The 23492-nt window shown below is 60.2% G+C and carries 14 protein-coding genes; 11 read left to right on the top strand and 3 right to left on the bottom strand.

All coding sequences use genetic code 11. The features are described from left to right. Nucleotides 1-5 precede the first annotated feature (5 nt). Nucleotides 6-2111, top strand: a complete 2106-nt coding sequence (locus tag IPK17_RS33950; RefSeq protein ID WP_343422155.1) for a hypothetical protein — start codon at nucleotides 6-8, stop codon at nucleotides 2109-2111. Nucleotides 2112-2192: 81 nt separating this feature from the next. Beyond that, nucleotides 2193-3308, top strand: a complete 1116-nt coding sequence (locus IPK17_RS33945) for a trans-sulfuration enzyme family protein (protein WP_343422154.1) — start codon at nucleotides 2193-2195, stop codon at nucleotides 3306-3308. A gap of 170 nt (nucleotides 3309-3478) precedes the next feature. Here the strand turns inward: IPK17_RS33945 and IPK17_RS33940 are convergent, their stop codons facing one another. Genes IPK17_RS33940 through IPK17_RS33930 form a run of 3 tightly spaced genes read right to left on the bottom strand, consistent with a single transcriptional unit; the run spans nucleotide 3479 to nucleotide 8033 of the window. Further along, nucleotides 3479-5791: a beta-galactosidase gene (locus IPK17_RS33940; protein ID WP_343422153.1), complete on the bottom strand. Its 2313-nt coding sequence runs from the start codon at nucleotides 5789-5791 to the stop codon at nucleotides 3479-3481. Between the two features lie 11 nt (nucleotides 5792-5802). Next, nucleotides 5803-7032, bottom strand: a complete 1230-nt coding sequence (locus tag IPK17_RS33935) for a glucoamylase family protein (protein ID WP_343422152.1) — start codon at nucleotides 7030-7032, stop codon at nucleotides 5803-5805. 35 nt (nucleotides 7033-7067) lie between these two features. Continuing rightward, nucleotides 7068-8033, bottom strand: a complete 966-nt coding sequence (locus IPK17_RS33930) for a LacI family DNA-binding transcriptional regulator (RefSeq protein ID WP_343422151.1) — start codon at nucleotides 8031-8033, stop codon at nucleotides 7068-7070. A 400-nt stretch (nucleotides 8034-8433) separates the two neighbouring features. Here IPK17_RS33930 and IPK17_RS33925 point away from each other — a divergent pair, with 400 nt between their 5' ends. The 9 genes from IPK17_RS33925 to IPK17_RS33885 all read left to right on the top strand — a co-directional run bounded on the left by IPK17_RS33925 (nucleotide 8434) and on the right by IPK17_RS33885 (nucleotide 23382). Next, nucleotides 8434-10812: a glycoside hydrolase family 94 protein gene (locus IPK17_RS33925; protein ID WP_343422150.1), complete on the top strand. Its 2379-nt coding sequence runs from the start codon at nucleotides 8434-8436 to the stop codon at nucleotides 10810-10812. Nucleotides 10813-10934: 122 nt separating this feature from the next. After that, nucleotides 10935-12284 (top strand): ABC transporter substrate-binding protein, encoded by a 1350-nt coding sequence (locus IPK17_RS33920; protein WP_343422149.1) that lies wholly within the window; start codon nucleotides 10935-10937, stop codon nucleotides 12282-12284. A gap of 261 nt (nucleotides 12285-12545) precedes the next feature. Further along, on the top strand, nucleotides 12546-15497 hold the full coding sequence (locus IPK17_RS33915) for an extracellular solute-binding protein (RefSeq protein ID WP_343422148.1): 2952 nt from the start codon (nucleotides 12546-12548) through the stop codon (nucleotides 15495-15497). Then, nucleotides 15487-16455, top strand: a complete 969-nt coding sequence (locus IPK17_RS33910; RefSeq protein ID WP_343422147.1) for a carbohydrate ABC transporter permease — start codon at nucleotides 15487-15489, stop codon at nucleotides 16453-16455. The genes IPK17_RS33915 and IPK17_RS33910 overlap by 11 nt, the downstream gene beginning before the upstream one ends. 14 nt (nucleotides 16456-16469) lie before the next feature. Further along, nucleotides 16470-17378, top strand: coding sequence for a carbohydrate ABC transporter permease (locus tag IPK17_RS33905; RefSeq protein ID WP_343422146.1), 909 nt, complete (start codon nucleotides 16470-16472; stop codon nucleotides 17376-17378). Then, on the top strand, nucleotides 17375-19387 hold the full coding sequence (locus IPK17_RS33900; RefSeq protein ID WP_343422145.1) for a YIP1 family protein: 2013 nt from the start codon (nucleotides 17375-17377) through the stop codon (nucleotides 19385-19387). Before IPK17_RS33905 ends, IPK17_RS33900 begins: the two co-directional genes overlap by 4 nt. Next, nucleotides 19380-21557, top strand: coding sequence for a DUF5696 domain-containing protein (locus IPK17_RS33895; RefSeq protein ID WP_343422144.1), 2178 nt, complete (start codon nucleotides 19380-19382; stop codon nucleotides 21555-21557). Before IPK17_RS33900 ends, IPK17_RS33895 begins: the two co-directional genes overlap by 8 nt. Continuing rightward, on the top strand, nucleotides 21554-22441 hold the full coding sequence (locus IPK17_RS33890) for a carbohydrate ABC transporter permease (protein ID WP_343422143.1): 888 nt from the start codon (nucleotides 21554-21556) through the stop codon (nucleotides 22439-22441). The genes IPK17_RS33895 and IPK17_RS33890 overlap by 4 nt, the downstream gene beginning before the upstream one ends. Further along, on the top strand, nucleotides 22438-23382 hold the full coding sequence (locus tag IPK17_RS33885; RefSeq protein ID WP_343422142.1) for a carbohydrate ABC transporter permease: 945 nt from the start codon (nucleotides 22438-22440) through the stop codon (nucleotides 23380-23382). The genes IPK17_RS33890 and IPK17_RS33885 overlap by 4 nt, the downstream gene beginning before the upstream one ends. Nucleotides 23383-23492 lie beyond the last annotated feature (110 nt).

The raw sequence follows: 23492 nt of genomic DNA, 5'->3' as shown, positions 1-23492 counted from the left end.
TCATCATGAAACAGACCCGCTGGTTCCCGCTGATCATCCTGCTCTGCCTGTTGAGCCTTGCGGACAGCAGCGTCCGCGCCCAGACGGGCGGTACGCTCGGTTATGGGGCGCGCGTTTACGGGATGATCACCGCGGACACGCCGACCGTAACCTACAGCCTTTCCGGTCAGCAGGGCGACTATGTCGTCATCACCGCTGAATCGTGGACAGGCACGCTCGACGTTCAACTGGATCTGATCGCACCGAATGGCGTCGTGCTCGCTCACAGCCAACAAAACCCGCTGACAGACGCACCGCTGGACGCCCAGAGCGCCGTGTTTCTGCCCGAAACCGGGGTTTATGTGCTCCGCCTCAGCGGTGAAAACAACACCGTCGGCGACTATCTGCTCGTGGTGTTGGGGCGCTCCCCGGTGCAGGCGACGCCGCTGCTGAGCGGACAGGCGCTTGACGTCACCCTCCCTCAAGCATCGTTACCCCTCTATTTCAGCTTTGAGTCCGACAACTGCCCGACGACCTTGATGGTCACCAACCTGAACGCCGAACCCACCGCAGCGCCTTTCATCGTCAAAGTGCGCGATCAACGCGGCCAAACGGTGATGCGGCTGCGGATCGGCGACCAGCTTGAAGATTGGGTCACGGTTGCGGCGGACAGTGGTCAGTACGAAGTCGAGGTGGCCACACTCGACCCCGTGGCCACCGGATCACTTCGACTGCTCGTAACTTGTGCGGGCGCTAATCCGAGCTGCGCAGCGGGAGACACCGCCGCCGATAGCGCCGTGTGCGCCCCGTGCCCCGCAGTCGAGCAGCTTGTCCCCGGCGACGAGTGCCCGGATCTACACCTCACCGCCCAACAAAGTCCGACAGCCGCGAATTGGGTGACGGTCGGCTGGGACGCCTTCGCTGGCGCTGATGGTTACGCGGTCTACGTTACCGGACTACCGGAAGGCGGCGGCGAAGTCTATTTGACGCACAGCGAGTGGATCGCCGGGAACCCGACGGAATTCTCGTGGGTACTGCCCGACATTGGTTACACCGGGTTCAATTTCACGCTGCAGGTGCTGGTCGACGGGATTGTCCTGTGTACGCAGTCCGTCCATGTTGACCTGACCATCGAGATGACCGGCTGTCCGGATCTCGGCTTGACCGCCGCCATGACCGATCCCGCGGTGCGTGCCTTGTCGGTCGGCTGGGACGCAGGGTTAGGCGCGGATCAATTCGCGCTCGATCTCTACTCGGTTGCGGGCGGGAGCGAATCCTACAGCGGCGGTCTCAGCTTGCCGGGCGACCGTACCAGCTATGCGTTTGACCATTTCCCGCCCACACTGGACGCGGTTCGCTTCGTCTTGTGGATGACGCGGGGCGACCTCCTGTGTTCCGATGAGCTGACGGTCACGTTCTCGCCCAACGGCGATCAACCCGGCGGCGCAGCGTGCGCCATCCGAGCGGACCGTGAGGGCGTGGCCGCGCGTGTCGGTCCCGGCACTGCGCGCAGCATTTTCACCTTCCTCAACCCCGGCATCGACTACACGGTGATCGGGCAGGCCGCCGATGAGGGCGGAAATCTCTGGTGGCAGGTCGACAAAACGCAGTTTGCCGGTCACGAAGCGGTGATCAGCCTGTGGGTCGCACAGGCGGAAGTCACCGCGCTCGGCGACTGTGCTGACATCCCGCAAGGCGAGATCCCGGACGTGATTCCGTTCCCTGACGACGAACGTGAACCGGGCGGCAGTTGGCTGCCCTGCGGCTCGTGTGACACCTGCGGGCATCCGGCGGCCGAGTGTGTCACTTCACCCGCTGGACTCTGCCTGTGGGATCCGGCGACCTGCGTTGGCGGCAGCGATCCTGGCGACGAGACCAGCGCCTGCTACACCGTGACCGTGACGATCGACATGGGCACATGCTTCGGCGGTGGATCAGCGCTGCTCGACACCGTGCCCAACTGTCAGGGGACGCAGTACCTCCCGGGCACGCTGCTGCAAGCCCACGCGGTCGCCGTTGATGCGAAGTGTACGGTGCAGTCTTGGACGGGGTGCGGGGTCTCTGGCTCCGGCAGCAGCATCTCGTTTGTGCCACCGGGAAGCTGCACACTGACCGCCCATATGGGTTATTGAGCTTAACGGGGCGGAGTGCGCTTGCACTTCCGCCCCAAACAGGTGAAACTCCACTGTCAAATCCACTGTGGAGATCAACCGATGAGACTCGAAACTCTGACTGTGCATACCGGGCGTCCGGTCGAACCTGGCACGGGCGCGGTGACACCTTCGATTACGCTGGCGACGACGTTTGAACGCGCGGCGGACGGCAGCTTCGCCCATGACGTGTACACGCGCCTCAGCAACCCGAATCGCACGGCGCTGGAAACCGCGCTCACCACGCTGGAAGGTGGCACAGCGGCCATCGCCTTCGCCTCCGGTCAAGCGGCGGCAGCGGCCATGCTGCACAGCCTGAGCACCGGCGATCATGTGCTGCTCTCCGACGACCTCTATCACGGCGTGCGCCATTACGTCAAAGAGGTGCTGGCGCGGTGGGGTTTGCAGTACGATTTCGTCGACATGCAGGATGTGGGCAACATCGCCCACGCATTGAAGCCAAATACGAAGCTGGTATGGCTGGAAACACCGTCGAACCCACGCCTGAAGATCGTCGATATTGCCGCTGCCGCCGACATCGCGCATCGCGTCGGTGCCTTGGTGCTAGTCGATAACACGTGGGCAACGCCCGTGTTTCAGCACCCGTTCCAGCTCGGCGCGGATGTGATCCTGCATTCGACAACTAAGTATCTCGGCGGTCACAGTGATGTACTCGGCGGCGCGCTAATTCTGCGCGAGGCCGGTGAACTGGAAGCGCGCATCCGCACGCTGCAGCAGCTCGGCGGCGGCGTCCCCTCGCCGTTTGACTGCTGGCTGATTCTGCGCAGCTTGCCCACTCTACCTCTGCGCGTGCGCGAACAAGCGCGCAGCGCCGAAAAGATCGCGTTTTACCTGAGCGAACATCCGCGCGTGGAAGTCGTGCATTATCCGGGCCTGCCGAGTCATCCCGGTCACGCCATGGCGCAAAAGCAAATGGCGTGTTTCGGTGGCATGCTGTCGTTTCAGATCCACGGTGGACAGGCGGAAGCCTTCGCCATGATCGCGCAGCTCAAGATTTTCACACGTGCGACCAGTTTGGGCGGTGTCGAGAGCTTGATCGAGCACCGCGCGTCGATTGAAGGCGCGGACAGCCCCACCCCGCCGAATCTACTGCGCGTCTCCATCGGTCTGGAGCATGTTGACGATCTGATCGACGATCTCGCGCAGGCCTTAGGTTAACCTGCTTTGTAGGGGAATAGATTCAATTTAGAATCGGCAGTTTGCCTAACCTCACCCCGTTTCGCTGCGCTCAACTGTCCCTCTCCGTGGGAAGAGGGACGGCTTGCGCAGCAAGCAGGGTGAGGTCGAGTATTCTCATTCGCTATGAAAGCCACTTATGCCTGTGCCGGTTACACTCGCACCAACTCGATCACGCCCCCCTGCCCGAGCAGCGTCACCCGCTGATCCTCGGTGATGAGCACAATCGCGGGATTAGTACACTCATACCCATTCAGGCTCACTTCGGCGCGGAACTCGGGCAGCGCGGTCTTGATGATCAGACGCTCCCCATCTTCGCTCACTTCGGTCACTTCGGACGTCAGGTAGTGGATCGTCACGCCCGGCTTGACTTCCCAGTCGAGCGGCAGAATCGCGCCGCGCCGCGCGGGGAGCGAAACCGCCTGCCCGCCGAGCAGCGGTTGTCGCGCCATCGTGACCGTGAGTTCGACCGGATCATCCTGATAGTTGTTGATATAGAGGAAGCTGCCGTTCGGCCCTTCGGACAAGCGCACGTCTGCCCAGTCGCTCAATTTGAACAGGGATGCACAGCCCACGCGAGTCGCCAGTTGATCGAACACGCGCAAGTCTTCAGGCGTGTTAGTCGCCAGTGCCGCGCCCAACACCCATACCTGCCCGGCACCGATCGTCTGCACAAAACCTGCCGTGCGTCCATCCGCGGTCGTGGCGAAGACGTCGGCGAAAGTGCCTGTGTAAATCTGGAGGAAAGAGACGGGCACATCCGCCTCATCGAAAATCTGAATGTTGACGGGCGTGAAGGGTGGATCGGTCTGCACGGACGTGACGCCGAGCGCGTCGCGCAGAATCGTGCAGGGTTCATGCGCGAACGTTTCGACCGGGAGGCGTCCGACAAGGATCAGCTTCCCGCCCTGCCGCGCATACTCAACCAGTTTCTGCTGCGCCGCCGCGTCACACTGCTGCTCGACCATCGCCCACAGCGTCGGGGTGCGCGCCGCGTCGAGCTCCGCCCGGGTCAGTTCGACCGCGTCGAACGGGCGGTGCGTGAGCGCCAGCCCACGCGCCAGAAAGTCGAACAGAATGACGTCACGCTGATGCGTCAGAATGTCCGTGGCGGCGCGGGTGCTTGGATTGTTCACTTCCGTCATGTAATCGTCAAGGCGGAAGCCGATGGTCGTAACCGTTTTGGGCTGCGCCCGCACAAGATCCGCACCATAGGCGGTCAATACGCGCGAAAGCTGTCCGTAGCGAGCGTAATGCCGCCGCAGCGTGCCATCTTTCCGCACGGGATGCCCCCAGTTATGCCGCTTCGTCGGGCTGAGCACCGGGTCATTTTCGCCGTCGAAGAACAGATAGTGATTGATGGCACGCATCCCGACCGAGATACACAGCCGGGTATGCAGGTCGTAGAGCGACAACTGCGCTCCGCCAAAATCCTGATTACCACCCGCTTGGAACTCAATCGAGAACAACGCCTGCTGCGGGTTGTGCAGCGCTTTGGTCATCTCATTGACCATGACGAGCTGATGAAAGTTGCCTTCGCCGATGAAGATCGGATACACATCGGTCGCGCTGACCATACCGTCGAGCGCCATCACGTCGATCAACTGCGAGATGCCGATGGGGAACGTTTTGCCGCCGTTGCCAAAGCCGTGAATGTTGACCACGGGCGGCACATCCATACCATACGCGCGCGCCCGTTCCCACAGCCAGACCATGTAGTCGCGCAGGTAGACGCGGTAGAAACGGCGGTAGTCTTCCATGACAGAGGCAGCGTGCGCGGCCTGCGGCTGTGTCATCTGCTCAAGGAGGAAGGCAGACAGATCAGCGGTTGGGTAACGCTCGGCTAGGTGATCGCCATAGGTGGTGCCCAGATAATCGGCAAACCGCGCCAGGGTATCCGGGTTGATGTCCACCAGATTGCGCACCCACTGGATCATGCCCATCTCGTTGTCCAGTTGGGTCATGATGATGTTGCCCCCGCGCGTGATCTGGCGCGGCGTCAGCACGGTGAATACCGACTGATACCAGTCGTCAACGCACTTGAGGAAATCCGCGTGCAGGTAGCTGACAATATTCTGCGGTTTGCCATCCTGCCCGATATAGGCGACCTGCGGGTACTGACTGAACACCCACGGCGGCACGCCTTCGTTGATCGTCTCCGCCATGATGTAGGGGCCGGGACGCGCAATGATATAGAAGCCCATCTCCGTCGCCAGATCGAGAAACCCGGCCAGATTGCGCAAGGGGTGCGTATGCCCATCGACATCCGACATGTTGGGCTGCGGCTGATGCCAGAGCCACGGGATATACGCCGCGACCGTGTTGAAGCCCGCCCGGCGCAGTAGGTCGAGACGCTGCTCCCACTGGTCTACCGGGTTCCGGAAATAGTGAAACTCGCCCGCTTGAATCAGCGCGGGTTGGCCGTTCAGCCAGTACTGCCCGTCTTTGACTTCGAAGGTCTTCATGGGTGTTTCCCTTACTGCCGCTTGTAAAAGCCAAGAATCTTGAGCGCGTTTTGCAGGTATGGGCTTTCGGTGTACGTCCGCCAGATCAGCCCGCTCAGGTAATTTTCGACCATGAGCATGGAGCAGCCTTTGTCGATCCCGTAGAGCGCGCTGCTGTACCACGGCGGATCGACGGCGAGGTTGTACGAGTCGTAAAAGCCATACGGCCCCCATGTCTGCGGATGTTCGCGGTAGAGATAGTCGATCATCGCCAGCGCGAGATCGGGCACGAACGGCAGCGACGAGATCGCGCCATAAATCGACACCGTGCCGTTCGGCTTGGGCGTGTCCAGTGCGGGCGGCGCGCCGGAGACATCGTAGCCCCACGGGCTGTCACCCGCGCTGATGCCCCAACTGTTCTCGTGATAGGTCTTGAATTCGGCGGCGTGTTCAAGGCAGAACGCGCGATCCGCGAGCGTCGCCAAGCGCGTGTTGTTGAACCAGTCGATGCCGTCAGGATCGAGATAACGAGCGGTATCGAGCCACGCCTCGCTGAACTGATAGGCGAACAAATTGCCACCGGGGTTAATGATGACGTCCTGCCCCTCGAATTTGCCGGTGTCGCGCCGGAAGCCATGATACAGCCGCCGCGCCAAGTCGGGATCGATGTGTCCCGCCGCCTGCAAATACATCATCTTTTGTTCAGCGGCCATATCCCATTGAGCGATGAACCCGGGATCGCCATGCACGTAGTCGCCGCCGCGATCCGGGTTGTAAGCCATGCGGAACAGCGTCACGCCGTCACGCTCAAACACGAGGAAGTTCCAATCGACGCGCTCCAGAAGCGCCTGCGCCAATTCCTGAATTTCGGCATCCTGAAAGTACGCCGCCGCCGTAATCACCCCATTGAGGCACAACGCCGTGTCAATCGTAGAGTATTCGCATTTACCCCAGCGCGCCGCGTCTGTCATGTTGAGGAAGTGCGCGAAGAAGCCGCGATGGTGCGGCACATGGTGCAGCAGTGTGCGCAGCGTCCCCCGCGTGATGTCGAGCGCTTGCTGGCGGGGGATAAAACCGCGTTCGGCGGCAATCACCCACCCGGACAGCGTGAACCCGGTCGCGGCAATCGACGCGATGCGCAGATCTTTGGTCGCATCAACCGTCAGCCCGTACCCACGGCTGGTCGCGTCGAGGTTGCTGTACTGCAAAAAGAAATCTACCGAGCCTTGCAGTTCGCGCAGAAGCAGGGCTTGTGCATCCATAGATTAGTTTCTCCACATGAAATCCGCGCCTCAGCTTACAACGTTGACGATTGGCGCGCCAGAAAGCGCGTCGGAATCGGATGCGGTTGGAAGGGCGTATCGTTTTCCAGAAAGTCGATGAGCTGCCGGACAGCGGTCGCGCCCCACTCAAAGCGCGACGCGCCAATCGTCGACAGGGATGGCTGCATATACCGGGCGAGCGGGATATCGTCAAAACCGACCACGGCGATATCGGCGGGCGCGCTCAGATCATGTTCGCGCATGGCGCGCAAAAAGCCGAACGCCATCTGGTCGTTCGCGCAGAACACCGCTTGCGGCAGCTCGCGCGTTTGCATGATCGCCTGGGCAGCCTCGTAGCCGGAAATCTCGGTGAAATTCCCCTGATATACGGGCACATCTAAATTGTGCTGCGCGGCTTCGTCCAAAAATGTCTCCATGCGTTCGGCATTGTCGAACGAATCGAGCGCGCCGGCGACGAACGCCAGTTTGCGCATGCCCTGACAGTACAAATGCGCAAACGCTTCGCGCACCCCCTGCGGATTGTCGAGCAGCAGCGGCAGGATGAACTCGTTTTGCAGCAGGCGATCCAGCACCACGATGGGGAAGCGCCGCGACGCCAGCTTGAGGATCGACTCGGTCGGGATTTTGCGATCAAACACAATGGCGCCATCGACCTGACGGTGCAGGAGCATGCGGCGGGTCGAGCGGCTTTCCGGGCACACGAGCAGCTCATAATCGGTATCGAGGATGACGCTGTGAATGCCTTCGAGGATGTCTTCGTAAAATGAGCCGCTGAAGCGGGCGATGAACACACCAATGGTGTGGGTTTTGCGCTGCTTGAGGTTGCGCGCGAACGCGTTCGGGTGGTAATTGAGCTCTTCGGCGGCGGCGAGCACGCGCTTACGGGTCGCATCGCCGATGGTCCCCGTTTCATTCAGCGCATACGACGCCGTGGTCACGCTGACTCCGGCGCGTTTGGCCACGTCGCGAATTGTCGTCATCGTGGACGACCTCCGGATAGCAGCCCGTGTGTGGTGATTGTCGACATGCGGCGAGTCCTCATCCTCGTAAACTTTCCCCGATCTACGCAGGACGAGCAGCCCATGTTCATTTCGACTGCGGCGGGCTGGGGCGGCGATTTCCGCCGCAGCCCAAGACGTCCTCGTTGTCTGTGAGCGTTCACGGGTGAATTTCGAAGTTTGAGGCGGCGGGCTAGGATCAAGGCATTCTGAAAAAGTATCTTGGTAAGCCACCCAATTTTGGAAATACACCCCTACGAATTTGTTGACAGCTAAAAATAAGTATGGTAAATTGCCAGTAAAGTGAAACGTTTCACTTCGCTGATTGATAGCTTAACGCAAAGTCAGCGAATTGTAAAGTTACCAATTTCAGCGAACTAAAATGAATCGAAAATTCGAAAATCAGTACGGATACTTTACAGAAGACGGTCGGGAATACGTCGTCAAGACGCCGTTCACGCCGCGCCCATGGGGCAACATCATCAGCAATGGTGATTACAGCCTGATGATCTCGCAGACGGGTTCGGGGTATAGTTGGCGGGGCAACGCCGGCCAGAACCGCATCACCCGCTCGTTCCAGGATCTCGTCAAAGACAACTGGGGCAAGTACTTCTATATCCGCGACCTCCAGCGCAATACTTACTGGTCGGCGGCCTTCAAACCGGTCATGCATCCCTATCAGCAGTATCAGGTGGTGCACGGCATCGGCTACACGCGCATCATGCAGCAGGTCGAAGACATCGCCAGCACGCTCACGATCTTCGTCGCGCCCGATGCACCGCTCGAAGTCATTCAACTCACCCTGACGAACAACAGCTCTGAAACGCGCGAACTCGATGTCACCTCGTACGCGGAGTGGCTGCTCGGTTTCTCTCCAGACGAACACCGCGAATTCCACAAGCTGTTCATTGACACCTCGTGTGCCGGACAAGCGGTCTTCGCGACCAAATGTCTGTGGGGCTTCCCCGACGACAAAGGCCGCTGGAACAACGTCGATTGGCCGTATACGGCGTTCATGGCGGTGAGCGAGCCGCTCAAGTCGTTTGACTGCGACAAAGAGTCGTTCATCGGGATGTACAACAATGATGATCGTCCGCGCGCTATGACCGAGCCGACGCTGGCCGGCCGTACCGGGCGCTTCACCGATGCCATCGCCGCGCTGCAAGTCGCGGTGACGCTGCCGCCGGGTGCATCGAAGACCATCGTGTTTACACTCGGTGCGGCGGAAAACGGCACCGAAGACGCCCACGAGTTGATCGCGCGTTACACCTCGATCACCGGGGCGGAGCAGGCATTCGCCGCGCTGCAGCCGTTCTGGGCGCGCTTCCTCGACCGCGAACAGGTCGAAACGCCGGATGATGCGTTCAACTTCATGACCAACGTGTGGGCGAAGTATCAGGCGATCTCCGGGCGGCTGTGGGGCAAATCGGCCTTCTATCAGGTGTCCGCCGGGTGGGGCTTCCGCGACCAACTACAAGACAGTCAAGTCTATCTCGTCGGCGACCCCGACTTTGCGCGCAAGCAGCTTTTGCTGCACGCGGCGAACCAGTTCATCGAAGGCGACGTGCTGCACTGGTGGTTCACCATCCGCGGCGGTGGCCCCCGAACCAACTGTTCGGACGATCTGCTGTGGCTGCCCTTCATCCTGCACTCATACCTGCAAGAAACCGTCGACTACGACATCCTCGACGAGCAGATTCCCTACCTCAACGGCCCGGCGGAAGCGCTGTATGAGCACTGCAAGCGGGCAATTGAGCGTTCGTTCTCACGTTTCTCGCCACGCGGCGTGCCGCTCATGGGCGATCACGACTGGAACGACGGACTAAGCGCGGTCGGGACGCTGCTCAAGGGTGAGAGCTTCTGGGTCGCGGAGTTCCTGCACATGGTGCTCGGCGGCTTCATTCCGCTGGCCCAGCGCCGCGGCGACGACCGCTTTGCCGACCGCTGCGCGCTGGTGCGCGACAGCCTGAAAGTCGCGCTCAATCAGCATGGGTGGGACGGCCAATGGTATCTGATGGCGACCACCGACGATGGTCTGCTGCTCGGTTCGCAGACGAACGACGAAGGCAAAATCTTCCTCATGCCCAACATCTGGGCGGTGATGAGCGGCACTGCCGACGGTAAGCGCGCCGAAACAGCGCTGGCCTCGGTCACACAGTACCTGCTCAAAGATTATGGCACGCTGCTCAATTACCCGGCATTCACCCGTCCCCGCCCCGACATCGGCTACGTGACGCGCTACGCGCCCGGTCTGCGCGAAAATGGTGGCGTGTATACCCACGCGGCGACCTGGTCAGTGTGGGCGTATGCCCGCGCGGGTCAACCGGAACTGGCGTATGAGGCGTATCGCCGCATTTGCCCGCCGAATCGCAGCGCTGATATCGACACCTACAAGGCTGAACCGTACGTCACCCCCGGCAACATCGACGGCCCGCTCTCGGAATACTACGGGCGCGGCGGGTGGACGTGGTACACGGGGTCGGCCCAGTGGCTGCATCGCGTAGCCACCCATTGGATTCTTGGAATTCGCCCGCAGGAAGATGGCTTGCTCGTCGAGCCGTCCATTCCGGCGCACTGGCCCGGCTTCAAGATCACGCGCACCTTCCGGGGTGCGGTGTACGCGATTGAAGTCGAAAATCCCCAGCGCGTTCACGGCGGAATTCGCTTGGTGACGGTTGACGGACAACCGCATTCGAGCCATATTCTCCCTGTGTTTGGAGATGGGAAAACCCACCCGGTGAAGATCGTTTTGGGGACGTAACCCCGGAAAGGACAGTGCCAGCGCCGCACGACACGTTCGTTTTTCGACACAGGGTGTGTGCTGCCGACCGCACCACGCCCACCGTTTCAGCATCGATAATTAGATCACAAAGAGATGAAGAGATGAAATCCTTAACCAAAGTACTCGCCCTCGCCCTGCTTCTCGGTCTGCTCATCAGCCTGACGATTGCTCCGGTCAGCGCCCAATCGGTCACCATCCGCTACGCTAACTGGAACCTCGGCACGGAAGAAGAGAACAACGTCCAGCGCCAGCTCGTCGCCGCGTATGTGGCCGCGCACCCGGAAGTCACGATCGAATTCGTCGATATGTCCGGTGATGGCCGCTGGGACGAAAAACTGACCAACTTCGCCGCGCGCGGTGAGCTGCCCGATGTGTGGATGGCCGACAACACCCCCTACTACATCCAGAACGGCTGGACGGCTGACCTGACCGCAATGGTCGCGGATGATGCCGACTGGGCGAATGTTCCGTCCGTCCTGCAGAACGCCGTGACCCACGGTGGCAAGGTGCTCGGTCTGCCGGTGGCGCAGTTCGTCATGGGCTATTTCGTCAATCAGGATCTGTACGAAGCCGCTAACCTCGACGCTCCGGCCTACGGCGTGTCGGTGGAAGACTTCGCCGCTGCCGTGACCGACCTGACTGACGTCGAACAGGGCGTCCTCGGCACGAACGACATTGAACCGTTCATGGGCTGGTACCCGAGCACGCAGGACAGCAGCCTCGGTTGGTTCAGCTTCGACGGCACGCACATGAATTACAACTCCGAAGCCTTCAAGTCAGCGGTGCAGATGGCGATCGACATGGTCCCGAACGCGTGGCAGGGTCTGTCGGATGAACAGAAGGCCAATTTCACGGCCGTCGGCCCGTGGGAACTCTTCCTGAATCAGGAAGCTGGTCTGGTGTGGGACGGCGGTTGGGCAGTCCCGGCGTACACGCAGAACGCCACCTTCAATTGGGACTTCGTCGGCGTTCCGGGCGGCAATCAGGCGCTCGTGGCGGACATCATCGTCGTATCGGCGACCAGCGCCAACCCCGAAGCTGCGTATGACTTCGCCAAGTGGATGAGCTTCTCCGCGGCGGGCTACACGGCCGAAGCGGAAATCGCGCAGGCGGCAGGCACCGTCCCGACCCGTATGCCGGTGACCGTCTCCCCGGAAACGATTGACCTGTACATGTCGTTCGTGGGCGACAAGCCCGGTCTGCGCGCGGCGCTCGAAAACCTCGATGGTTCGCTCGTCGAATCGCTGACCAAGATCGTCCCCGGCTACATCAATGCGCGTTGGGAAGGCAAGCCCGGCATTGACATTGGTGAAAACCTCGACGTGAACCTCGGTTTCGTCTTCGGCAACGTGGCCTCCGGCCAGTTCCAGTATGCTGACCTCGCCCCGCAGCTCGAAGAGTTCGCCAATGGCATTCTCGACGAAGCCGCCGCCGCGATGACCGGCAGCTAAGTAATCACCAACTTGTCGGGAGCGCTGGTTCACTGGCGTTCCCGACGAGCAGCAAGCGTAAATGAGGGGTGCGGTTAACTGTGCCCCTCGTCAAACTAGTCACGACTGTGCCAATCTGTTCTTACTGACCCTGACTATAAAATCCGGCGATCAGACCAGCCCACCTCGTTCACCCCCTGAGCGCCCTTTTTTGCTACCCAACACAGCACGTCGTGCTTTCGCCCGCAAGAGTGGTCTCACACGACGACCGGAGATTTGGCGATGCGCTCGAAACCCAACCGCTTTTACCGGCTAATCGGGCCGATCCTGACAGTGATCAGCCTGCTGGCGGCGTGTGAGCCCGTGTCCAACGCGCAGGCCGCCGCCGTCGTGACCTGCGCGACTCCGGCAACGGCGGTCAGCGCCGCCAACGTAGCGCTGGTGGCGGACGTTCCCCGTCTGTACAGCGGTCTTAGCCACCCGCTTGCCATCGAAATTCCCGCGGAGACCTTTGATTTGCCGCTGGCTGCGGACGAGATCGCGCAGTTGTACGCCAAACCGAGCGCGCTCGTAACCGAAGGCGCAGTGGTGACGTTCAGCACGACCGTCCCCGCCGAGGGTGACTACACTATCGCCTTCGACATGGCTGCGACCGCCGAGTCGCGTCGTCCTGAAGGCGAACTGCGCGTCGATGGCACGTTCCCGATCAGCGATCTGGAACGCGTTTCCTTCCCGATCTACTACCGCAGCGACGGCAGCGTCTTCCCTAAAGATCGCTACGGCAACGATGCGCTCATCGAACAAATCCGGCAGGCGCGCTGGTCGACCGCCGACGTGCGCGATGTCGAGTTCAGCGAACCCTACCCGCTGCAAATCCGGTTGAGCGCGGGCGAGCATCGCTTCGAACTGACGCTGACCGAGGGCATCGCCTATTTCGGCAGTGTCTACCTCGTGCCCTTTACGCCCTACCCCGACTACGCGCAGTATCTCGCGGCGCAGTCCGCCGCGGACAGCAGCGGCATCCAGATCGCGCTCGAAGCCGAACTGCCGAGCTACAAAAATGACACCTCCGTACGCCCCGCGACGGATCGCAGTCTCACGGTCACGCCCTATGACACCTACTGCCAGTTGATGAACACGATGGGCGGCGAAAGCTGGGATCAGAGCGGCAGCGCGGTCTACTATGAATTCAACGTGCCGGAAGCCGGTTACTACAGCCTCACCTTCCGCGCCATGCAGAACACGCGCAGCAATTTCACGGTGTTCCGCCGCATCACGGTCAACGGCGCGGTGCCCTTTGCCGAATTGAACGCGGTCGCCTTCCCGTCCAGCGCTGACTGGATGGATGTGCACCTCGGCGGGGACACGCCCTACAAGCTTTACCTCAACGCGGGCGTGAATGTACTGAGTGTGGAGGCGACCAACGCGCCCTACCTGCGCGCCATCAATACCATCCAGCAAGCCCTGCTCGACATCAATGACCTCGCGCTGGAAATTCGCCATCTGACGGGCAATCAGCGCGACCCGTTCAAGGAATGGGCGATCACGCAGTACATCCCGGATGTCGAAGAACGCCTGAATGCCATCGCGCAGAATCTGATCGACGACAAGCAGACGCTGCTAACCATCGACCCGAGCGGCGCATCGCCGGAAGTGCTCACCTACCAGGTGGCGATTGACAACATCCTGTTCCTGACGGGCGACCCCGACAAAATCCCGATCTACATGAGCCGCTTCTCGGAAGGTTCCGGTTCAGCGGCGCAGCAGCTCGGTTCGCTGCTGCCCCTGCTGCAAAATCAGCCGCTGGCGCTGGACCGCATCTATGTGCATTCGCCGGATGTCCTTCCACAGACGCCCGCCGTGCCCATCACGACGGCCATCGGCGAAGAGATCAAGCGTTTCATCTACTCGTTCCAGCCCGACCCGTACCAGTCGCTCGGCGCGAGTGCTGACGAACTGGAAGTATGGGTCAACCGTCCGCGCCAGTACGTGAATCTCCTGCAAATCATGGCGGATTCGACCTTCACGCCAGAGACGGGCATTCGCGTGCGCTTCTCGATCATGCCCGACGAGTCGAAGCTGATCCTCGCGAATGCGGCGGACATTCAGCCGGATGTCGCGCTCGGCGTGAGCACAGATCGCCCCTACGAACTCGCCATCCGCAACGCGCTCTATGACCTGCGCTCGTTCCCGGATTTCGACTCGTTCATTGATGTGTTCGCGCCCGGTTCACTGCTCGGCTACATCATCAACGACTCGGTATACGCGCTGCCGGAAACGCAAGACGCGTGGGTGACCTTCTACCGCCGGGACATCCTCAACGAGCTGGGCATCCCCGTGCCGGAAACGTGGACGGAAGTCCTCGAAATCCTGCCCGAACTCCAGCGCTACGGCATGAACTTCAACACGCCGCTGTCGAGCGGCGCGGGTCAGCGCAATTACATCTTCACCGCGCCCTATCTGTTCAACTTTGGCGCGCCGCTCTACGGTGACGGCGGCTTCTCGACGGGTATCCAGAGCGACGAGGCGGTCGCGGGCATCCGCTTCATGGCCGACAGCTTCACGATCTACGGCATGCCGCTCACCACCGCCAGCTTCTATCAGGATTTCCGCTATGGCACGCTGCCCATCGGCGTGGCGAACATCATCGAAATGTACGTCAAGCTGCTGACCGCCGCGCCGGAGATTGGCGGCCAATGGGACATCAGCCTATATCCCGGCACCGTGCTGCCCGATGGCACGGTCAACCACTACGCGACCGGGTCGGCGCAAACCAGCCTCATGTTCCGCGATACCGATCACGCCGAAGAAGGCTGGGAATTCCTCAAATGGTGGCTATCCACCGAAACGCAGAGCGAATTCGGCGAGCAGTTGGTGCTCAACTATGGGCGCGAATACATGTGGTTCTCCGCCAATCTTGAAGCGCTCGATGCGATGGACATCCCCGACGAACACCGGGACGTGATCGCAGCACAGTGGGAGTGGCTGCAGGAACCCGTCCGCCTGCCGGGGAGCTACATGCAGGAACGCGAAATCAGCAATATTTGGAATCGCATCGTCTTTGACGGCGTCAACCCGCGCGTGGCCATTGATCGCTCCGTCATCATCATCAACCGGGAAATCACCCGCAAGATGGAAGAGTTCGGCTACCTGAGCGAAGATGGCGAACGCCTGCGGGAGTTCACTGTCCCGACGATTGAGACTGTGCAGGGGTGGATAGACAATGCAAATTAGGCAAACGTATCCAACGCAAGACGGGCTGGCGGGCGCGTACACCGAGCCCCGCCGGGGTATCGTCGGCGCAATCCGCAACTGGCTGAACAAAGAAGGCAGTGCCTACGCCTTCCTGTCGATCTACGCGCTGCTGTTCATCATCTTCATCGTCATCCCTGTGCTGGCGGCGATTGGGCTGTCGTTCACCTTCTTCGACGCCATTCAGCCGCCGCGCTTCATCGGCCTGACCAATTACATAGCCCTGATCACGCAGGACGACACGTTCATGAAGTATGTGCTGGCGAACACCATTCAGTTCGCGGTGATCGTCGGGCCGGGCGGCTACGCGCTCGCCTTCCTGCTGGCGTGGATGCTGGCACAGCTCCCCCGCCTGCCACGGACCATCTTTGCGCTCATCCTGTACTCGCCATCGATGACGGCGGGCGTCGCGATGACGGTGGTGTGGAAAGCGCTGTTCAGCGGTGACCAGACCGGGTACCTGAACAGCTTCCTGATGGGCCTTGGCACGATCCGCGAGCCGATTCAGTGGCTGCAGTCACCACAGTACCTCATGCCGATCATGATCATCGTGACGCTGTGGAGCAGTATGGGCATCGGCTTTCTGGCCATGCTGGCCGGCATCCTCGAAATCAGCCCGGAACTCTATGAAGCAGCCGCCATGGACGGCATGAGCAGCCGCTGGCAGGAAATCTTCTACATCACCATCCCGTCGATGAAACCGCAAATGCTCTTCGGGGCGGTGATGGCGCTGGTCGGTACCTTCCAGGCCGGTGCAATTGGGGTGACGCTCTCCGGCAGCAACCCAACACCGCAGTACGCTGGACAGTTGATCGTCAACCACATCGAAGACTATGGCTTTTTGCGCTATGAGATGGGCTACGCCGCCGCGGTGTCGGTGGTGCTGCTGTTGATGGTGTTGTTCTTCTCACGCGTCGCGACCCGCCTGTTCGGGAATTAATGATGAGCATCCGTATGAACATGAACTGGTATCAGCGTTACACTGGGGTGCGTAATCGGGGCATCAACCCGCAGGGCTTCCACGTCAGCCAGATCAAGTTTTACATCTTGCTGGTGCCGCTGGCCGCCGTGATGCTGCTCCCGATCATCTTCATCTTTTCCAGCGCCTTCAAACCGCCGGACGAACTGTTCGCCTACCCGCCGCGCTTTCTCGTCGTCAACCCGACCTTCAAAAATTTCACCGACTTGTTTTCAAAACTGTCGACTTCGGGCATTCCGGTCAGCCGTTACCTGTTCAACAGCATCCTCATCACGCTGGTGACGGTGGGCGCGTCGATCATCGTGTCCAGCGCGGCAGCTTATTCACTGTCGAAAAAACGTTTTAAGCTCAAACAGGCTTTGTTTGCGATCAACAACGTGGCGCTGATGTTCGTGCCCGTCGCCGTGACGATCCCGCGCTTTCTGGTGATCGAACGCCTCAACCTGCTCGATTCGTTCTGGGTGCACATTCTCCCGGTGCTGGCCATGCCGGTGGGGCTGTTCCTGCTCAAGCAGTTCATTGACGGCGTGCCCGATGAAGTGTTGGAAGCGGCGCAGATCGACGGCGCGACCGACCTCGAAATCTACTGGCGCATCGTACTGCCGATGATCCGTCCCGCGCTGGCGACCATCGCCATCCTCACCTTTCAGGCCGCGTGGAACAACGCCGACATTTCGACGCTCTACATCAACACCGAGAGTCTGCGCACGCTGGCGTTCTACCTGAGCACGCTGACCAAGACGACTGCGACCGGGGCGACCGCGGTCGCCGGGCAAGGTATCGCCGCCGCCGCCGCGCTGATCATGTTCCTGCCCAATCTGATCATTTTCATCTTCCTGCAAGGCCAGGTGATGAGCACCATGTCACATTCGGGGCTGAAATGAAAAAGCTGCTGACGCTGCTCCTCCTCTTGATCGTGCTGGCAGGTACGACCCTGCCCGCACAGGCGGTGTCGCCGTACACCACGTGGACGCTCGGCCCGGGTAGTTCGCTGTGGCCGACGCAAGACGCCTATACCCCGCTCGATCAGATCGACCTGCCCGTCGACGCGCCGGAAGACATGTTCTACGCCGCGGATGGGTCGCTCTATATCGCAGATACGGGCAACAGCCGCATCATCAAACTCGACGCGGCCTTTCAGGTGGTCGCCGAGTATGGCGTGGATATTCTCGACGCGCCGACTGGCCTGTACGTCGACGAAGAGGGCACGCTCTACATCGCCGACGCGGGCAAGAACACGGTCATCATCCTCGATGCTGATGGCAATCTCGTCAACGAGTTTGGCCGCCCCAGTGAACCGCTGTTCGGCGCGAATCGCGAATTCCTGCCGCGCAAAATCTCGGTCGACACGCGCAGAAACCTGTACATCGTGAGCGAAAGTTCGGTCGATGGGCTGGTCATGATGAACACGAGCGGCAACTTCATCGGCTACTTCGGCGCGAATTCTGCCGAAATGTCGCTGAAGATGATTTTGCAGCGCATGTTCCTGACCGAAGACCAGCTTGATCAGTTCATTCGCAACGAAGCAGCCTCTCCTTCCAACCTTGACATTGACAATCAATCGCTGGTTTACACCATCACCGCCGGGGCGGATCGCGACAAGGCAATTCGCAAGTTCACGGTCTCCGGGCGCAACCTGTTCGACCGCTGGATGTTCGGGTCGCGCACCTTCCGTGATATCACCGTGAGCGATGACGGGCTCATGGTCACGGTGGATCAAGAGGGTACGATCTTCGAATATGACCAGAACGGCGCTCTGCTGTTCGGTTTTGGCGGGCTGGATCGCGGTGATCAACGCCTCGGTCTGCTGAGTAATCCGACGGCGATTGAGCGCGTTGGCGAAAACCTGTACGTGCTGGACAAAGAGAAGAACGCCGTCGTCACGTATCAGGTCACCGCCTTTGCGCGCCAACTGCACAACGGCGTGCGACTATATATGGAAGGCTTCTATACCGAAGCCCGCCCCTTCTTCAACGATGTACTCAACTTCAATGGGCTGGTCATCCTGTCCTATGAAGCGCTGGCGAGCGCGGCCTACAAGGATTCTGATTACGCCAACGCCCTTCAGTTTTATCGACTGGCGGAAAACCGGGCGGGGTATTCAGAAACGTTCTGGGAGCTGCGCAACGCCGTGCTGCAGCGCCATCTCGGTAACGCCATCGGCGTCATGTTCTTCGGGTGGATCGCTTTCAGCGTGTTCGGACGGTTGGAACGCCGCTACCGCTGGCTCGACCCGCTCCGCGCGTTGGGTGAACGCGCGCAAAGAATTCACCTGATCGACGACTTCGTGTTCATGTTCCGCTTCATCAAGCAGCCCATGGACAGCTTCTATTACATCAAAAAGAATCTGCGCGGGAGTCTGCTGTTTGCGGGACTGATCTACCTGTGGATTGTGATCATCCGCGTCCTCGCGCTCTATCTGACGGGCTTCGTCTTCAGTCCCTACGCAACGTGGTGGCAGATCGACGTCGAAATGGAGATCGTGTTCACGGTGGTGCCGCTCGCGCTCTGGAATATCGCCAACTACCTGATCGCGACCATCAGCGATGGTGAAGGCAGCCTGCGCCATGTGATCATCGGCAGCGCCTACAGCCTGTTCCCCTACGTGCTGCTCGGCCTGCCCATCACGCTCATCTCTAACGTGCTCACGCTCAACGAGGAGTTCATCTACAGCTTCTCGATGCAGTTGGTGTGGTTGTGGTCCGGCATCATGATCGTCATCATGGTCAAAGAGGTGCACAACTTCTCCTTTGGGGAAACCGTGCGCAACATTCTGGCGACGCTGTTCACGATGGCGATGTTCCTGCTCACGACCTACATCCTGTACGTGCTGTTCACACAGTTGTACGAATTTGTCGCGGCAGTTATCCGGGAGGTCGGTCTGCGTGGCTAACCTGAACCGCCTGTACCCCCATCTGACCAAACTCGCCCTCGGCACAGTGCTCTGGCTGCTGGGCGTACTGCTGGCCGTCGGCCCGGCGCACGCGCAGACTCCGCCGCAGGATATACCCGCAAGCTACGCGCTGGTCGCCGACAACGAGACGTTTGAAATGTACCTCGATTCGGCAACGCTGGCCTTCAAACTGCGCGATAAGCGCAGCGGCTACCTGTGGCATTCCGGCGTCGACGAAAAGCTGGAAGAAGATCGCCTCAACCGTTCATGGTTGGCGTTCGCGCAGAGCGGCATCAGCATCGAATATCTGGATAACCGCGCGATCAACGAGCGCACATCAATCGCCAACGCCGAGCACACGCTCGACATCACGGCCATCGATCAGGGCGTATCGGCACAGGTGACGTTCACCGAATTCGGCATCAGCTTCACGGTGATCCTTCAGCTCGAAACCGAGGGTGTGCGCGTGGAAATTCCCGCCGCCTCGATCAGCGAGACCAGCCCCAACTATCGTCTTGGGCAAATCTATGTGTATCCCTTCCTGGGCGCAGCGCGCGGCAGCAGCATCGACGGGTATATGCTCGTCCCCGATGGCACCGGCAGCCTCATCCACTTTGCCGACACCACCCGGGCGCAGAACATGTTCTACGGGCGCTACTACGGTGAAGATCTCGGCATGACCGCCGTGATGCCCTACGATCCACTGGTGACGAACCCAGCGCCGATTGGCTACCCGGTCTTCGGCATAGTGCACGGTGCAGGCGAGAACGCCTTCATTTCAATTGTGGATCAAGGCGCGGCCTACGGAGAACTGCAAGTGCATCCGGCGGGCATCATCACCAATTTCAACTTCCTGTACACGTCGTTCATCTACGCTGAACCCTACTTCCAAGCGACGAATCGTTCGGGCGCCGGGGTGACCATCGTGCAGCGCAATCGCAACAACTTCGACGCCGTCGTGCATTTCCGCTTCCTGACCGGGACGGATGCCGATTACGTGGGCATGGCGCACAGCTACCAACAGTATCTGGTCGATAATGGACGTTTGCATCCGTTCAGCGAGAGCAACCCGAATATTGGCCTGCGGCTGGAAGTCCTCGGCGGCGACAAAGAGCAGGTGCTCTTCTGGAATCGCTTCGTCCCGATGACGACTATCAGCCAGATCGGTGACATCCTCAACGGGCTGCAACTCCCAAATCCGGAAGTGATTTATTACGGCTGGCAGCCTTACGGCGCCGCCACGATGCCACCAACCACCCTCACGCTGGAAGGCAGCCTCGGCAGCGTCGGCGACTTGGCCAACCTCACTGATCAGATCGCGGCGAATGGCGGTCATCTGTCGCTGTATCTCGACCCACAGATGGCCTATTTCCGGGAAAGCGGCTACACCGCGCGCACCGACCTCGCGATGGCAATCACGAATATCGATACAGAAGGCTTCAATCGCACCTACGGCTCGTATTTCACACTCGATGTGCTGAGTCAGCGCTTGAACAGCCTCTCCAGCGATATGGCGGCGCGCGTTAACAGCGGCCTAGCAATTGATGGCATGAGTTGGATGCTCTACGGCGATTTCCGCAGCAGCGCCCCGCTCAACCGGGAACAGGCGATCGACGCCTACCAGAGTCTGCTGAGCGAGACGCCGCAGCGGCTCGGGATGTACCGCCCGAACGACTATTTCTTCGGGCTGGCACAGGCCTACTATGACATGCCGATTGGTGACAACGGTTATATCTACACCTCGGAATCGGTGCCCTTCCTGCCGATTGTGCTGGCGGGCTACATGCCGTATTACGGGGCTGCCCTGAACTTCTCCTCCGACCAACAGGGTGACCTGCTGCGCCACGTCGAATTCGGCATCTATCCGTCGTATTTCATCACCCATGAGCCGACGGCCAACATCCTCAACACGCGCTCAAACTGGATCTATACGTCGTCGTACGAGCAGTGGGGTGACGAAATTCGCACGACCTACCAGTGGCTGAATGCGCTGCTCGCCCCGGTGCGCGGTCAGGCGATCAGCGCGCATACCCAGCTTGCCGACGGGGTGTTCGCAACCACCTACGCCAATGGTCAGCAGATCATCGTCAACTACACGGATCAGTTGTATGTGAACGGCGCGACCGTCGTCCCGGCGCAAGACGCCCTACTTGTGGAGAGCAGCCTATGACCAGTCGCACTCCGGTTCGCCGCGAAGTCAGTCTCCGCACCCGCGAGGCTCTGCACGGCTACGGTTTCGTCCTCATCTGGGTGATCGGTTTTCTGCTGTTCACGCTGCTGCCGCTCGCCGAAACGCTGCGCTACAGCTTCAATCAGGTCACAGTGGCGGCCACCAGCATCGACCTGCGCTTTGTCGACTGGGCGAACTATACGCGCGGACTGTTCACTGACCCGAACTTCGTCGAACTGCTGATCGCCTACACCGTCGAAACGCTCGTGTCGATCCCCATCGTGCTGATCTTCGCCATGATCATCGCGATGTTCCTGAACCTCAAGTTCCGGCTCAAAGGGCTGTTCCGCGTCATCTTCTTCCTGCCCATCGTCATCACCAGCGGCCCCGTGATCCGCGAACTAACAGCGCAAGGCGCGGCCACCGCACCGGGGATCGCCAACCTGCCTGCCGTGCAGACGTTCCTCGAAGACCTGCCGCGCGCGCTGCGGACCCCAGTCGAATACCTGCTGACCTCGTTCGTGCTCATTCTGTGGTTCTCCGGCGTGCAGATTCTGATCTACCTGTCGAGCCTGCAAAAAGTCGACCGCAGCATTTATGAGGCCGCGTCGATTGACGGCGCATCGGGCTGGGAAATGTTCTGGAAGATCACGCTGCCCTCACTGTCGACGGCGACGCTGGTCAATGCCATCTATACCATCGTCACGCTCTCGCACTTCTCCGAAAACAAGGTCATCCGCTACATCTATGACCAGATGTACGACGTGCAGGGCGGCATCGGCTACGCCAGCGCGATGGCTTTCATCTATTTCGTCGTCATGGTCATCCTGCTCGTGATTATGTATCTCGTCTTGGGTCAATGGGCGCGCCGGGGGTCCCGATGATGCAGCAAGTCCTCCACCACCCCGCCGTCGAACGCGCGCGGGGCATCCTGTTCGGCGGTCGCGATCATCGCGGCATCACCATGAGTATGGCGCTGTACGCCGTGCTCATCGCTATCGGCTTCGTGTATTTACAGCCACTGCTGTTCATGTTCATCACCAGCATCAAAAACCCGAGCGACCTGCTCAACCCGATGGTGCAGTGGGTGCCGACGGAGTTGTTCCTCGGCAACTATGACAAAGGGCTGCGCGTGTTGTCGTATCCGGACACACTGCTCACCTCCACGCTCATCAGCGTGATTCCCTCGGCGCTGCAGACGGTCGTCGCGTCGATTGTGGGCTATGGTCTGGCGCGGTATCGCTTCTGGGGCAAGCCGATTGTGTTCCTGCTGCTGCTGGCGACGTTCATCATCCCGCCGCAGAACACCGTCATCCCACAAATGCTGACGTACCGCAATCTCGGACTGCTCGGCAATCCGCTCGCGCTGATTCTGCCCGCGATCCTCGGTCAGGGCTTCCGCAGTCCGATCTTCATCCTCATCTTCTACCAGAGCTTCCTCTCGCTGCCCAAGGTGCTGGAAGAATCCGCGCGACTGGACGGGGCGACCGATTTCTACATCTTCCGGAAAATCGCCGTGCCGACCGCGCTTCCGGCGTACATCGTCTCGTTCATCTTCTCGATTGTGTGGTACTGGAACGAGACGTTCCTCACCGGCATTTTCCTCGAAGGCGGCGTGACGACCCTGCCCATGCAGTTGTCGCGCTTCGTGCAGGCTTACGAAAACCTGTATCCACCGGGGACGGTCAACATCTTTGATCGCTTGAACGAAGCGGTCAAAATGAGTGGTACATTCCTCAACATTCTCCCGCTCCTCGTGATGTATTTTATATTGCAGCGCTGGTTCGTGGAGTCGGTTGAGATGACCGGCGTTACCGGCGAATAAACGCTCTCCCGTAAACCCCTTTTTGAACAAAACCGCCCGGTCGAACGTTGACCGGGCGGTTTTGTTTCCAGGTAGGACCCGTGGGAATCTTCTCGACAGCAGCGTTTTGT

Source organism: Candidatus Flexifilum breve, assembly GCF_016713355.1.
The sequence above is the reverse complement of the archived record's forward strand: the minus strand, read 5'-3'. Positions and strand labels throughout refer to the sequence as shown.